Annotated in this window: 17 protein-coding genes; 1 reads left to right on the top strand and 16 read right to left on the bottom strand. The window is 71.0% G+C overall.

Features of this window, described 5'->3' with window-relative positions; translation table 11 throughout:
- Positions 1–44 precede the first annotated feature (44 nt).
- From E1298_RS15220 to E1298_RS15260, 9 genes are all read right to left on the bottom strand, one after another.
- The gene (locus E1298_RS15220) at positions 45–779 is read right to left on the bottom strand and encodes a hypothetical protein (RefSeq protein ID WP_131893611.1); all 735 of its coding nucleotides are present in this window, start codon (positions 777–779) and stop codon (positions 45–47) included.
- Positions 780–876: 97 nt separating this feature from the next.
- Positions 877–1,107, bottom strand: coding sequence for a hypothetical protein (locus E1298_RS15225; RefSeq protein ID WP_131893613.1), 231 nt, complete (start codon positions 1,105–1,107; stop codon positions 877–879).
- Positions 1,104–3,011 (bottom strand): hypothetical protein, encoded by a 1,908-nt coding sequence (locus E1298_RS15230; protein ID WP_131893615.1) that lies wholly within the window; start codon positions 3,009–3,011, stop codon positions 1,104–1,106. Before E1298_RS15230 ends, E1298_RS15225 begins: the two co-directional genes overlap by 4 nt.
- Before the next feature lie 3 nt (positions 3,012–3,014).
- The gene (locus E1298_RS15235; protein ID WP_131893617.1) at positions 3,015–4,505 is read right to left on the bottom strand and encodes a phage portal protein; all 1,491 of its coding nucleotides are present in this window, start codon (positions 4,503–4,505) and stop codon (positions 3,015–3,017) included.
- A gap of 18 nt (positions 4,506–4,523) precedes the next feature.
- Positions 4,524–6,149: a hypothetical protein gene (locus E1298_RS15240; protein WP_131893619.1), complete on the bottom strand. Its 1,626-nt coding sequence runs from the start codon at positions 6,147–6,149 to the stop codon at positions 4,524–4,526.
- Positions 6,130–6,600 (bottom strand): hypothetical protein, encoded by a 471-nt coding sequence (locus E1298_RS15245; RefSeq protein ID WP_131893621.1) that lies wholly within the window; start codon positions 6,598–6,600, stop codon positions 6,130–6,132. Before E1298_RS15245 ends, E1298_RS15240 begins: the two co-directional genes overlap by 20 nt.
- 244 nt (positions 6,601–6,844) lie before the next feature.
- Positions 6,845–7,036, bottom strand: coding sequence for a hypothetical protein (locus E1298_RS15250; protein ID WP_131893623.1), 192 nt, complete (start codon positions 7,034–7,036; stop codon positions 6,845–6,847).
- Positions 7,033–7,383 (bottom strand): holin, encoded by a 351-nt coding sequence (locus tag E1298_RS15255; RefSeq protein ID WP_131893625.1) that lies wholly within the window; start codon positions 7,381–7,383, stop codon positions 7,033–7,035. Before E1298_RS15255 ends, E1298_RS15250 begins: the two co-directional genes overlap by 4 nt.
- On the bottom strand, positions 7,383–7,628 hold the full coding sequence (locus tag E1298_RS15260; protein WP_131893627.1) for a hypothetical protein: 246 nt from the start codon (positions 7,626–7,628) through the stop codon (positions 7,383–7,385). Before E1298_RS15260 ends, E1298_RS15255 begins: the two co-directional genes overlap by 1 nt.
- A gap of 169 nt (positions 7,629–7,797) precedes the next feature.
- On the opposite strand from E1298_RS15260, the gene E1298_RS15265 reads away from it, so the two are divergent.
- Positions 7,798–8,331, top strand: a complete 534-nt coding sequence (locus tag E1298_RS15265) for a hypothetical protein (protein WP_131893629.1) — start codon at positions 7,798–7,800, stop codon at positions 8,329–8,331.
- 4 nt (positions 8,332–8,335) lie between these two features.
- On the opposite strand, the gene E1298_RS15270 is transcribed toward E1298_RS15265, so the two are convergent.
- The 7 genes from E1298_RS15270 to E1298_RS15295 form a co-directional block, all read right to left on the bottom strand.
- The gene (locus tag E1298_RS15270; RefSeq protein WP_243725605.1) at positions 8,336–8,680 is read right to left on the bottom strand and encodes a hypothetical protein; all 345 of its coding nucleotides are present in this window, start codon (positions 8,678–8,680) and stop codon (positions 8,336–8,338) included.
- Complete coding sequence (locus tag E1298_RS15275; RefSeq protein WP_131893631.1) at positions 8,680–8,898, bottom strand: hypothetical protein; 219 nt, start codon at positions 8,896–8,898, stop codon at positions 8,680–8,682. The genes E1298_RS15270 and E1298_RS15275 overlap by 1 nt, the downstream gene beginning before the upstream one ends.
- 10 nt (positions 8,899–8,908) lie before the next feature.
- On the bottom strand, positions 8,909–9,100 hold the full coding sequence (locus E1298_RS15280) for a hypothetical protein (protein WP_131893633.1): 192 nt from the start codon (positions 9,098–9,100) through the stop codon (positions 8,909–8,911).
- A gap of 42 nt (positions 9,101–9,142) precedes the next feature.
- On the bottom strand, positions 9,143–10,831 hold the full coding sequence (locus E1298_RS15285) for a hypothetical protein (RefSeq protein ID WP_131893635.1): 1,689 nt from the start codon (positions 10,829–10,831) through the stop codon (positions 9,143–9,145).
- Positions 10,832–10,842: 11 nt separating this feature from the next.
- The gene (locus E1298_RS15290) at positions 10,843–11,289 is read right to left on the bottom strand and encodes a hypothetical protein (protein WP_131893637.1); all 447 of its coding nucleotides are present in this window, start codon (positions 11,287–11,289) and stop codon (positions 10,843–10,845) included.
- A 100-nt stretch (positions 11,290–11,389) separates the two neighbouring features.
- Positions 11,390–11,521, bottom strand: coding sequence for a hypothetical protein (locus tag E1298_RS51185; RefSeq protein WP_279498451.1), 132 nt, complete (start codon positions 11,519–11,521; stop codon positions 11,390–11,392).
- On the bottom strand, positions 11,518–12,426 hold the full coding sequence (locus tag E1298_RS15295) for a hypothetical protein (protein ID WP_131893639.1): 909 nt from the start codon (positions 12,424–12,426) through the stop codon (positions 11,518–11,520). The genes E1298_RS51185 and E1298_RS15295 overlap by 4 nt, the downstream gene beginning before the upstream one ends.
- Between the last annotated feature and the right edge of the window lie 80 nt (positions 12,427–12,506).

Raw genomic sequence — 12,506 nt, forward strand, 5'->3', positions numbered from 1 at the left:
TTCGTCTTGAGTGACAGGCAGGGCCGTGCGGCCTGCCGTGATCGTTAACTGCTTGCGGGTTGGGTGAGCTTGGCCGACTTCAGGCGGCGCGCCTCGGCCCAGTTCCCGGCCTTCTCCGCCGTCGCGATCTGCTCGTCGAGCGTCGGCGGCTTGGTCTTCTTGCGGGCGCCCTGGTCGGCGTCGCCCTGGAATCTGGGCTTGCCGCCTGCGGCCAGGTACGGCTTGCTCTTGAGTAGTCCGGAGATCGCGTCGGCGATCTCGCCCTCGTCGACCTCGCCGTCCTCACCCACCTCGAATTGGTCGAGGTCGAGCAGGCGCAGCGCGTCGGTCGGATCGGCGAGCTTGCCGGCCGCCGCCGCCTTCACCTCGCTGCGCAGGATCCGCGCGTTGGCCCGCTGGATCGCTGCCTTCTCCGCCTCGGCCGCCGCGGCTGCCGCCTTGTCGTCCCCGTTGCGGAGACGCTCCAGCTCGGCCTCGGCCTCCCGCCGCTTGCGGGCCTCCTCCTTGCGCTTCTCCTTCTCGGCGGCCAGGGCCTTTTCGCCCTTAGGACCGAGGAGCTTGTCCTCGTCGGCCTTGTCGGCGCCCTCCGACTGGCCGGATTCGCTGGCTTGGCCATCCTCGGCGTTGCCGTCGTCGCCGTCGCCGTCAGTGCCGTCGCCCCCGGCCCTGCTGCCCTCGTCCGCCCCGCCGGCGACGGGCCAGACGATGCGGCCGGAGTCCAGCACGGCCAGTGCGGTCACGCCGGTGAACGGGTGAATGGGCAGGTCGGTGTCGAGCATGATTTCTCCCATTGCGGGGTTGTCGGCCGCGCGTTGCGCGGGGCCGGGCATGAAAAAACCCAGCACGGCGGCTGGGTCGTCACAGGGCAGGGGCAGGTCAGGTACGGCGGCGACGGCGTCCGGTGATTCCTGGCCGCAGGCCGCTCTCAGGGTCGAGGCCCATCAGTTCACGGGCCCGGCGCCAGTACTGGTCCTGCGCCGCCGCGGGGGCGTCCTCGACCTCGTCGACATCGTGCTGTTGAGACCACTCGGTGAACCAGGCGGCCAGGGCGCGCTGCCGGGCGGCCTTGTCGTCAGAGACGCGCTCGGATGGACGACGCTCGGTCATAGGTACCGGATCCCCCTCCACTGCGACCCCATCATCACATCCTTGCCGAGCCAGCGATCATCCTTACCCTGCCCCGGCAAACGACCGAGCTGGCTGATCTCCTGCGCGGTCGGGTAGTCCGGACTGTGGAAGTCCACCGATTCAGCGCGATTCATCAGCTCTTCCGCTGCTTCGACGAGATCCTCGACGCGTTCGTACTCGGCGTCGGAGACATCCTCGTCGTCTTCGTGCTCTTCCAGCCACTGCCGCAGCGGCTCCGCTCTCAACTCCAGCCGCTCCAGCATATCGCTGGCCTCGGAAACGTCAGCGAAGTCGAATCCCTGGGTGGCCCAGACGTACCCGCCCTTGTCGAGCCCGGCAACGATCTCGATCCGATCCACCCCGGACGCCCCGTACCAGCGTTCCATGCGCCGGTTGAACACCGGCGCGAAGCCGCGGCCCTGCACACTGGGATCCAGCTCCAGCCACGCATGGTCAACCCACAGGGTGCCATCGGCCTCGCGGTAGAACTCCCTGATCACCGAGCCAACCAATCGGCCGTCCACGCGGATGCTGGCCTTGGCCCTGATCTCGTCGGCCTCGCTGTCCACCTCGTCGACGTGCACGGTGAACACCGTCCCATCCCGGGCGGTGTACTCCCCGCCGATCCGCTCGGCGATGGCGTCCTCGATCTCACCGCGGCGGGCCTCGGCGTCTTGGTCGTCCCGCGGGATCAGATCGTCCAGGCGGGGACGGTCGCCGTCGCCCCCCGGCAGCGCGGGGGGTGGCGGTGGCCCACCAGGCGGCTGCCCGCTGCCACCCGCTCCGCCCTGCGCCTGGCCGCCGCCGTCCTGCTGCTCAGCGGCCCTCTTGCGGCCGGTGCCCTGGTCGCCATCCGCGCGACCCTTGCGGGACGGCTTAGAGGCGACCGGCCCGGTCAGGTACCCGAATCGGCGCAGCAGCCGGATCGCCTCATCGCGATCACCATCGGCGGCCCGGTAGATCTCTTCGGGCATGAGCCGGGCCACCTGAGACCGGTCGACCCGCTCGCCGCGCGGGCGGGCCTGGGAGCCCAGGCGTCGCCCAGCCAGGCCGCGCCTGGTGGTCCCCTCGGTGGTGGCCAGGAGCGGGCGTCCGCCCGGCCCCGCGGCGGCGCTGATGCCGCGCCGGGCGTTGACGACCTGGTTGATGTCGGCGCCATCCCGGATCGCCTGCGCGCCCGCCCGCCCGAAGGTGCGGTCCTGCTCCTCCCGGCTCATCCGGCCGAAGATGCGGGACGGACTGTTCTCGGGGCGGGCGTTGCGCCAGTCCTCGATCGAGAACACCGGACGGTGCACGCACTGGCAGCCAGGATGCCGCAGGAACCCCTCCGACCAGGAGTACATCCGGCCGGCCAGAACGATGCACCGCGAGCATGCCGACGGGTTCACCATCCGCTCGTAGCCGAGCACCACCCGGTCGGCGGCCATCGCCACCCCCGCGCCGACCCGCCCGGCGTCAGCGACCTGCGTGGCCACGATCATCGCCATCCGCCGGATCAGCCGCTCGAACGCCTCATCCGGCGGCATGCCGTTCTCGATGTTGCGCACTGCCACCGCGATCGGATAGCCCAGCAGCGAGTTCAGCGGCCGCCCGTCCGATGCGGTGCCGGCTAGAGCCCGGGAGGCGACCCGGCCCGCCAGCCGGGACTGCACGCCTGCGGCCTTGAGTACCTGCCCGACGTAGGAGGCGCCGTTGTCGGCCGACTCCTGCTGGGCCGCGATCACCACGGCCAGCACCTGCTCGTCCACTCCGCCCGTCCACGACGGACCGGGGGCGCTCCGTGACAGCAGGCTCAGCAGCCGCACCACCGGCGCCAGCGCCCGCTGCACCAGCGTCTGCTGGCCCGCCCGATGACCCCGCACCACCTCCTCGGTGGTGGCCACCGGCTACGCCTCGCCCGGCTCGGCGCCCGGCTCAGGCTCTTCCACGGGCTCGTCCCGCAGACCGTCCAGGTCGGGACGCCCGTTCATCATCTGCGCGACCGGGTCGATGCTGGCCTCGCGCTCGCGCATCGCGATCAGGTCGACGATCTCCGGCGGCGTCAGCCCGTACTGGAGCGCCAGCCACTCGAACGGGAACCCGATCTGCTTGAGCTTCAGCAGCGCATCCGAGAGCTGCGCGCGCGAGCGGGTCTCGGCGTCGGCCCACATGATCGTGCCCGCCGCCAGCGCCCGCGCCTTGCCCTGGTTGCCCTGCGCGAGGGCGATCAGCCGGAACATCTCGCGCAGCCCCTGGCCGTACCAGAGCTGCTTCTCCTCGACCCGCTTCACCAGCCCGGCCTCGGCCGCGATCAGCGCATCACCGCTGAGGTTGGCCATCTTGCCGATCAGGTAGTGCGCGGGCGTGCGGGTCTGCGCGGCCACGTGCCCGACCTCGACCTCGATCACGTCGGTGTAGGTCTTGAGGTTGGCGGCGGGCCAGTTGGCGACCGTCGCGCCCTCGTCGGGGATCCACAGCACCCGGTCCAGCGCGAACTTCTCCAGCGGGATCGGCTTCTCCCCGATCACCTCGCCGACCTCGTTGAGGATCGGCGTCATGGGCATCTCGGCGCCGAGCACCACGCGCTGCGGCAGTGAGGCGAAATCGGCGGCGTTGAACAGCAGCGCCCACAGGTAGTTGATCGCGTCCTGCATCGCCGCAGCGCCAGTGATGTCGGAGATCGGGTCGTCGGCCAGCAGCGGACGGTTCTGCAGCTCCACCATCGGCACGGTCTTCATCGGGTTGGGCTGCGGGTTGGGTTCCCCGTCGATCTCGCGCGGGATCCACTCGCGGACGAACTCGTCCACTGCCGCCAGCGGCAGCGACTTCCGCGCCTTCTGGCTGGCCTGGTAGGTGGCGCGCTGGAACTTCCACACCTCGTCGGGGAGGTACAGCGTGCAGTACTCCTGATTGCCGTCCTGCCACCGCTTGAGCGCCGCGACCCGGTCCCGCCGCGACCCCGCCCGGTAGGCGACGATCGCCTGGGAGGCGTCCTCGAACGTGACCGTCGGGGTCTCGTCGTCCTCGGGGTTCCCCCACACCAGGGCGTAGGCGCGGGCGCCGATCCCCGCGCCCAGGAACCCGAGCTGGGAGTCGGCCTCCAGCCCGTTGGCCATCCACACCCGCCACAGGTCGGCGTCGGGCTGGTCGGTCCCGTAGGGCTTGACGCCGATCGTGGTCAGCCGCTCCACCGCCACATCGGCGACCGGCGCCGTCCAGTTGTCGGCGAACCCGGCGTACCGGTCGGCGAAGAACTTGCGGAACTCCGGCGAGGCGAACTTCAGCGGGTGGTCGCCCTTGTAGTAACTGGTGAGCTGCTCGATCCCCGGGGTGCGGCGATTCAGCTCCTCGGTCAGCCGGTCGGCCAGATCACGGGCCCGCGCCTCTTCGAGCACCATCAGCCACCCCCTCTCTGGTCACGACATCGTGTAGACGTAACGGCGCTTGCGCTTGCGGACCAGGCCGGCGGCCACCGCGTCCCCGGCCGCCTCGTGCGCCAGGATGCTGGTCACGCAGGCGTCGATCTTCTGCGCGTCGCTGGCCTTCACCAGCACGTACCGGCTCGCGGGCCGGGCGGCCTTGCGGGCGTTGGCCATGTGGGTCGCGGTGGTCGCGCACCCGTCGTGGGTGAAGGTGCTGTCGGCCTTGGTCACATCGGTCAACAGCCGCTCGGCGGCGGCGTGCATCTGCACGATCCGCCGGGTGTACCAGCGAATCACCTTCTTGTCGCCGTACTTGTCGACCCACCCGTCGACCTCGGTTTCCCAATAGGGAGGGTCGGCGTACAGGCGCAGCACGTCGTAGCGGCCCATCACCTCATCGAGAGCGGCGTCGACCTCCAGCCGCGGCACCTGCCCGCCGTAGTCGGCCGGGTTCCAGATCGTCGGCAACGCGTCCGGCCCGTAGGTCGGGGTGAACTGGTAGCCGTCCAGGGTCTCCAGCCGCAGCGCCGTCCAGTCGTCCACATCGCTGCCGTCGAACCCGGCGACCACCTGCGTCCAACCCGGCACCGGGCGCCGCTGCTCGCGGGCCTCCCACGCGCCTTCCCTCAGCCACGACTCGGTGCCGCTGACGATGCGGTTCCCGAAGAACCGCTCCGCCTGCGCGGGGTCGGTCTCCAGCAGTTCGGCCGCCTCGGCCTCGATCCCGTCCAGGTCGATGTGCGTGCTGCCGGCGTAGACGTGACGGTGGATCCGCCGACGCTCGCGCTTGTCGCGGTAGGACAGCCCCTTGGGCGCCTGCTCATGGAACCGGAAGATGTCCCGCACATTCGACTCGGCCGTCTGCTGCGCGTCGCTGTGCTCGGATGGGTCCCAGGCGTTGGTGGTGCCGAGCGCCCGGCCGCCCATCCCGGCCAGGCCCCGCCGCATCGTCTGCGCGACGTGCAGCAGCTTGTTCGTCTTCGAGTACAGGCCCGTCTCGTCCTGCACCGCGAACGTGATCGGGTTCCCCAGCCTCGACATCGCCGAGGACGTCACCACGTCGATGCGGCCCTCGTCGCCGATCCGGATGAAGTTCTCCCCGACCTTCATCTGCTCGGCCAGCGGCCCGCCCCGCACCATCGCCTGCAACGGCCGGTAGATGTTGGCCACCTGGTCCTCCGAGGTGGCCAGCAACTGGATCAGCGGCGACGGCCAGGGCCTGCCCATCGGGTCGCCCGGCTCGTACTCGAAGAACCAGCCGCAGTCACAGCCGTGCTCGGCGCACACGTACGCCTCGCCGCCCTGCGCCCACCCGTCGAACAGCGCCGGCCCCCGCGCCTCCAGGCACGTGATCCCCGCAGACCACGGCCCCTTGCCCGTCTTCTGCGGCGCGACCACCTGCGACCGGCGGTTGTGGAACGCCGGTGCCTTCTGCCCAAACACCGCCCCGGGCCGCACCCGGTAGTGGTTGAGCGTGATCCAGCACTGCCAGTCGTACATCTCGAACGGATCGCCCTTGCGGTCCCCGTCCGGAACGATGCAGTGCGCCGCGATCCAGTCGGCAGCGAGGAACCCCAGCGTCGGCCAGCGGACGACCCAGTCATTCCTCGTCTGCGTCATCGCGGACGACCTTGAACCGATCGCGCGACGCAGTGCGCTTCGGCGCGGCCTTGCTCGGCGCGGGCACCGCCTCGGCCGGGACCGCCGCGACGATCCGCCACCGGTTCGACCGCAGCCCCGGCGTGGTCAGCCCCAGCGAATCAGCCTGCTGCCGGATGAGCGTCCCCAGCGTCACCGGCGCGCGAGGCTCCTCGGCCTCGACCAGGCGCCGCACATACAGCGCGACCTCCAACTCCTGGCCGTAGCGCTCCCACATCAGCGCCTGCGGCTTGCGCCACAGGTCCGCCCACAGATCCGTCTCACGCTCGGAAAGGCCCAGCAGCGGCCACACCGGCGCATCGCCCGGACGGCCGGCGGCGGGCAGCAGCGACCACTCGCCCCGGTCCCGCTCACGACGCAGCGCGTTCGGGTCCGGCGGCGGCCCTGACCTGGCATGTCCGCCCTTGGTCATCTGGATCATCTCCCTTTGGCTGCGTTGCGCAACCGCAGTGGCGTCACATTGCGTGACACCGAGTGGATCTTGGACTCGCGATAGATGTCACGAAACGTGACTACGACCGATGATCTTGGAGGGCTCTGACCCGCCCGACCGGCCAGCCCCCTCCCGCACGGTCGGCGCCCCCTAAGCGATCAAGGGTCGCCCCCCGGGTTCAGTCACCCTGAGCGACGTCACCCTGTGTGACACAGGGCTGTGATCAGCAGGATCCGCGGCCGGGCGGAGGGCGCAGCGCGGTGGGATCGATGCGCGCCTGCCTGCGCAGCACCCTCAACCACCATGGGGTGTTGAGCCTGATCTCGCGCCGCAGCAGGACACCGAACACCTCGGGGTGCGCGTCGAGGTAGGCCCTGATCTGCTCGTCGGTGGGCTCGGCCTGCGCGTCGCTCACGCGTTCCACCCTCCGGGCTGCCTGAGCGCGGTCTGCGCTGAGTCGCACGGCGCGCAGAGGCCGCGCCCGTAGATGGGGTCGTCTGGGTCCAGGCTCTTGGCGACGAGCTGACGCCGGTCCAGGGGGTAGTGGTCGGCCACGGTGGAGGGCGCGTTTCGGCAGATCACGCACACGGGGTTCTTGTCCAGGACGCCCTTGCGGAAGCGGTCCCTGTGGCGCCTGCCGTAGCCGCGCTGTGCGCTGGTTCCTCTGCGCTTCTCTGCCTTGGCCTTGCAGGGCTCGCAGCGGCCCTGGGCGACGAGGGTGGGGCAGCCTGGGGTGGAGCAGACCTTCAGGCCCTTGGCCATCAGTCGCCCGGCGGGGTCCAGCCGAGCGCGATCAGCGTCTCCTGGACCTCCTTGGGCACCTCGACCTGGAGACGCCCGTCGACCTCCAGCTCGTGCAGCAGAAGGTTCAGCACGAGGGTCGGGGACTCTCCGACGGCGCTCTTGACGATCAGGGACCGGACACCGCGGACTTCTCGGCCGTCCACCTCGACCTGGCCGTTGCCGACGGCGCCGAGGCTGAGGCGTGCTGTGCGGATCTCGGGCATGGGGTGGTCCTTCCGGCGGAGGATCGACCGGATCGGCCGCGCCATCCTCCGAGACGTGGCCGATCCGGGGTCATAGGTCGCGGACTTCGGCGCGAGCCGCATGTGGCCATCCCGGGTCTGCGGGGCCCGGGGTCAGTACGGTCGGCGCACATCCAGGCGACAGGGGGTCATGGTGAAGTTCGTGATGTGCGGGGCGCTGCTGGCCGGCGTGGTAGCTCTGGCCGGGTGCGGATCAGGCGACGGTGAGGCTGCGGCGAGCGGGGCGGCTCCGCCGTCGGCGAGCGTGTCGAAGGCGTCCCGGCCGTTGACGGCGCGTCAGGTGATGGCGGCGTTGAAGGCGGCCGGTGCGCCGATCGGGAAGGTCACGGTGTACACCGCCGAGAACGACCCGAACGGCAAGCTGGGCAGGCCGGGCCAGTACACCAGCAAGGCGGCGAGCGTGGACCGGCGGGTTCCGGCGTCCAAGGTCGTCGGTGCCGAGCCGGGCGCGGTGGACTTCGGATGCGGTGTGGAGGTGTTCCCCGACGAGGCGTCGGCGCGCGCCCGGTCGGAGTTCATCCAGCAGGCGCAGAAGTCGCTGCAGGGGATGGCCGGTTCGGAGTACGACTACCTCCGCGGTGGGGTCCTGCTGCGTGTCACGGGCCACCTGACGCCCCGGCAGGCCGCGGTCTACCAGCGGGCGCTGAACAAGGCCGCGCTGTGAGGGCTCACAGATCCCTCACCTTCAGCGGGCCGTAGATGATGGTCTTGCGTGAGGAGCCCGCTACGGCGTCCACGCGGTACCAGCGGTTCCCGGCATCGGTGAGGGCGGTGTCGGGGATCGCGACGCTGTAGGCGCCCTGTGCGGCGCTGGTGATGGTGATCTCGCCGGTGCCGGTGGACAGGGTGACCGCGTCGGGGTCGTCGTCTTCGGCGGCCTCGGACGGCTTCAGCACCATCTCCAGGGTGACGCCGGTGAGGTTGTGCGGGAGGCCGGTGTCGTTGTCGGTGGCGGTGCCGTTGAGGGTCTCGTCGTTGCGCTGGGAGACGGTGAGGGCGCGGCGGGTGGGCATCAGTCCTCGCGTTCCCTGTAGCCGCCGCTCTCGACGTCCGCCGCTGCTGCGATGAGGCCCCGGCGGGTGACCCAGTCGGTGCCCACGGTGGGCTTGCTTGCGATGACGACGGTGCCGTCCGGCTTGTGAACCTTGGCGATGAGGACGGCGTCGCTAATGAGGTCGCCTTCGTCGAGGTCCAGCTCGATGCCCAGCGATCGGACGGTGTCGTCACCCATGGCGACCTCCTCACGAGGTGGTCAGCACCTCAAGTTCGTCCGGATGCGACTCGGCAAGGTGGGCGCAGGCGAACTCCCATGCATCCGCGACCGGCAGGACCCCGCTGTCGAGGTCGTGGTCATGGCAGGCGAACCGAGCAGTGTCGGTCGTCTCCGCCTTCTCGTTCGTGCCGCGTTCGTAAGTCCATCCGGTGTTGTCCACGCCAGGAAGTCTCTCCGAGTTCGATGGAGACGACCATCCTCATTACGCGATCGTTCCGGTCAGCCTTCCCTTACCCGTGAGCGTTCCTGAGCGCCCGTCCACGGCTTCCAGCGCCCCGGTGTGCCCGCCGGTGGCGCGTAGGGCTCCGGCGTACATCTGGACGGCGGCCAGGGCCCCATGGACGCGTCCTGAGGGGTTCAAGGTGCCGGTGAGGTCCGGCAGGGCCTCCGGCTGTTCACCACCCGCGACGATGCCCGCGTGATTGGTCTCCAGAGCCGCCCCGAGGGCCTTGGACTTGGCTCGGCCGAGCACGCGGGCAGTGCCTGTCTCGGCTGGGGTCCCGAGGGGGAGGCGGCGCGCTCGGCCGAGGCTCGGTGCGGCGTCATTCTCTGTCGCGCTACCCAGCGTGAACCGCTTGGCGCGGCCGATGGGCTGGGCGGTCTCGACGGCCTCGGCCGGGTCGATCGGTTGGACGACGGCGCCGGGCGGGGTGATCGCTCCGGCGGCGTCGCTCTCGGTAGCGGTGCCCAGGGCGCGGCGCTTCGTCCTGGCGAGCGCCTGAGCGGTGGCCGCCACGAGCGCGGCGGTGACCGTGCGTGCCTTCCGCTGGCCGATGGGCTGTGCCGCGCTGGTTTCCGCAGCAGCGCTGAGAGCGCCTCGTTTGGTCCGTGCGAGGGCCTGTGCCTCGTCGGTCTCGGCGGCCCCGGTGAGCCCTTGAGCGCTGCCCAGGGCGCCCGCACTGGCCGTCTCGGTGGCGGGTTGCACGGCGCGGGTCTTGCGGCGGCCCAGGGCGACGGCGCTGTCGGTCTGAGAGGCCGCGCCGAGCGGCGCGGAGTGCGCTGGGCGGATCGCCTGGGCGCTCTCGGGCTCCATGGTGGCGCCGAGCGCACGTGCCTTGGACCGTCCGATGGGCTGTGCGGCATCGGCGACGGACGCGGTGGCGGACGCCCGGGTCTTCCGGCGGGCGAGGGCCTGAGCGGTGTCGGTGGAGCTGGCCGGCGCAGCGGCCCGGGTCTTGAGCCTCGCGAGTGGCTGCGCCGCGTCGGTCTCGCTCGCCGTGCCCGCGGCGGCGCTGATGGTGCCGGGGGCGATGGTGACCAGGAAGCCTGCGGAGTTGTTCCCCGAGGGGCTCATGGTCGCGGTGCGGGTGCCGGTGGATCCGGAGGAGGCCAGGGCCTGCTGGGCGACCTGGAGGCTACTGGAGGTCCCTGAGGTCACTGCCTGCTGCCCGACCTGCGTCATGCCGGTCGCTGCGGTGAACACCGGCGCCGTGGTGGTGGACAGGTTGGCCGTGGACACCGACAGCAGCAGGCATCCGGCAGCGACGGCGGTGGCGGCCGGGTGGACGAGGCTGGACGACCCGGTGTAGACGCTGATGGCGCCGACGGCGTCGACCGGGTTGGTCAGGTTCGCGCCGGTGAGCCGGCCGAGGAGCATCGTGCACCGGTTGGCGCCGCCGTTGGTGGTGAACGCGTAGTTGGCGGGCTCGCCGGCCGCGTTGGTGATCGGCTTGACCCACGCGACGACGGCGCCGTTCCCGGTGTCTTCCTTGACCTTCGTCCAGCCGGCGGGGGCGCCGAGGGTGACGGCACCGCCGTTGCGGAAGTAGCACGCGGCCCACAGCAGGTCGCCGGTGGCGATGTTGGCGGGCTTGGTGGCGGTGAGCGACTCCGACGAGCCGTTGGTCGCGGAGGTGACGTTGCCTGCGCCGGTCTGGGCGACGGGCGCCATGGGTCAGGACCTCAGGCGGCCGAGGAGGCGCGGAAGAAGTCGGCGATCGTCGCCACGACGTCCGAGCCGTCGGGGGTGATCGCGAAGTCGTGCTTGGTGAGCGGGATCAGGTCGGCGTCGGTGCCACCGGTGGTGTCGGGGTCGTAGCAGATGACCAGGGCGCTGATGGCGTTGCCGGTGGCGCCGGTCCAGGTGACGTCGGCGGCGTCGATGTCGACGCGGTCGTTGGTGTCGTTGACCGTGACGGTGACGGAGGCGAGGGTCTTGCGGCCCATGGTGGTCTGTTCGTTGGAGGCGCCGGCGAGGAGGTCGGACAGGGTGTCGTAGTCCCGCATGGTGGCGTCGTTGACGATGCCGGTCGTCTCGATGGGGACGAGGATCAGGGCGTCGTTTGCGGCGGGCAGCGCGGCGAGGGAGGCGACGCGGCCGAGCGCGATGTTAAAGACGATGTTCGCCACTGCGGGGGCACCTCCGGGCATGCGAAAGGCCCGGCAGCGGTGTGCTGTCCGGGCCTGGTTCTCGTATCTGAGCACAGAGTAGCGTTCGCGCAGGTCGCTGTCACGCAGAGCCATATCCCCGCATGTTGACGATCTCGTCCGCGTACGGGCCATCCACGAAACGAATGACCGCTCGGGTCATGGCACCGTGCAGAGCGAAGATCCGCTTCCAGAAGTCGATGAGCCATCTCATCCCGCCATGGTCCCATCCCGAGCGGCGCGCTGGGCGAGGACGTCCAGGACGTCGCCGAGCCGGTACACCGGCAGCTCGCGCTTCCCGACGGTCCGGGCGCCGTGCGGGGCGAGCTGCCCGCGATGGACGAGGCCCCTGATGGCCTCTGGCGTGACGGGCTGCCCGAGGCGGGTGATGGCCCGCGCGATCTCTGTGGCGGTCGCCAGGACGTCCTCAGCGGACCGCAGGAGCCACTGGCGGCGGGCCTCGACCTCGTACACCAGCTCGCACGGTGGGCACTCGACGATGCGGGCGCCGACGCGGCCGTACATGTCCTCGCCGCACTCGTCGCAGGGGCCGGCGTAGAGCTTCTCGGCGGGCCGGTCGATGGCGCGGCGGGCGTCGCGGACCGCGTCGCCGATCTCCTCCAGGGCGCGCTGGGCGTCGTGGTGGTGGCGGAGCCAGCCGACGCGCGGGCGGAGCCACGCGGCCAGGCCCGCGATGGTGGCGGGCGGGAGTACGGGCGGGCGGCCGATGGAGCATGACGGGTGCTGGCAGCGGCGGCACCAGGGGCCGAGGATGGTGGGCTGCCAGGTGGTGAGGCCGGTCTCGACGGCGACGACACCGGCCCATGCGGCCAGGATGGCGAGGAGGTCGGCGGCGGCCTTGCTCGCGCTCTCGTCGTACAGGACGGGCGTCGGCCGCAGGGTGCCGGGCCATTGGCGGACCTCGTCGCGGTCCTCGATGTCGGGGCGTCCGATGGGCCGGTCGATGCGGGCCTGGCGGGTGATGGCGATATCGAGGTCCCAGCCGAGGCCGTGGTGGCCGGAGATCTGGGCGACGGCTTCGTCGAGGCGCATGGCGCAGGGGACGCACAGGACGGCGTCGCCGACGGGCTTCCCGCAGTGGCACAGCGTCTCGGTCAACGGGTCCCCTCCTGGGTGGTGCGTTTGCGCGTCATGTGGCGTCTTGGGGTGTGCGGGTTCCGGCGCGTGAGGGGCGGGGC

This window comes from Actinomadura rubrisoli (genome assembly GCF_004349215.1).
Lineage (GTDB): Bacteria > Actinomycetota > Actinomycetes > Streptosporangiales > Streptosporangiaceae > Spirillospora > Spirillospora rubrisoli.

What these genes read in the sequence shown, in the direction of transcription:
- E1298_RS15260 (WP_131893627.1), bottom strand. Translation starts at nt 7,628, where the DNA reads ATGCCCGAGATCCGCACAGCACGCCTCAGCCTCGGCGCCGTCGGCAAC.
- E1298_RS15275 (WP_131893631.1), bottom strand. Translation starts at nt 8,898, where the DNA reads ATGGGTGACGACACCGTCCGATCGCTGGGCATCGAGCTGGACCTCGAC.
- E1298_RS51185 (WP_279498451.1), bottom strand. Translation starts at nt 11,521, where the DNA reads ATGAGATGGCTCATCGACTTCTGGAAGCGGATCTTCGCTCTGCACGGT.
- E1298_RS15285 (WP_131893635.1), bottom strand. Translation starts at nt 10,831, where the DNA reads ATGGCGCCCGTCGCCCAGACCGGCGCAGGCAACGTCACCTCCGCGACC.
- E1298_RS15220 (WP_131893611.1), bottom strand. Translation starts at nt 779, where the DNA reads ATGCTCGACACCGACCTGCCCATTCACCCGTTCACCGGCGTGACCGCA.
- E1298_RS15265 (WP_131893629.1), top strand. Translation starts at nt 7,798, where the DNA reads ATGGTGAAGTTCGTGATGTGCGGGGCGCTGCTGGCCGGCGTGGTAGCT.
- E1298_RS15245 (WP_131893621.1), bottom strand. Translation starts at nt 6,600, where the DNA reads ATGACCAAGGGCGGACATGCCAGGTCAGGGCCGCCGCCGGACCCGAAC.
- E1298_RS15240 (WP_131893619.1), bottom strand. Translation starts at nt 6,149, where the DNA reads ATGACGCAGACGAGGAATGACTGGGTCGTCCGCTGGCCGACGCTGGGG.
- E1298_RS15270 (WP_243725605.1), bottom strand. Translation starts at nt 8,680, where the DNA reads ATGCCCACCCGCCGCGCCCTCACCGTCTCCCAGCGCAACGACGAGACC.
- E1298_RS15225 (WP_131893613.1), bottom strand. Translation starts at nt 1,107, where the DNA reads ATGACCGAGCGTCGTCCATCCGAGCGCGTCTCTGACGACAAGGCCGCC.
- E1298_RS15255 (WP_131893625.1), bottom strand. Translation starts at nt 7,383, where the DNA reads ATGGCCAAGGGCCTGAAGGTCTGCTCCACCCCAGGCTGCCCCACCCTC.
- E1298_RS15235 (WP_131893617.1), bottom strand. Translation starts at nt 4,505, where the DNA reads ATGGTGCTCGAAGAGGCGCGGGCCCGTGATCTGGCCGACCGGCTGACC.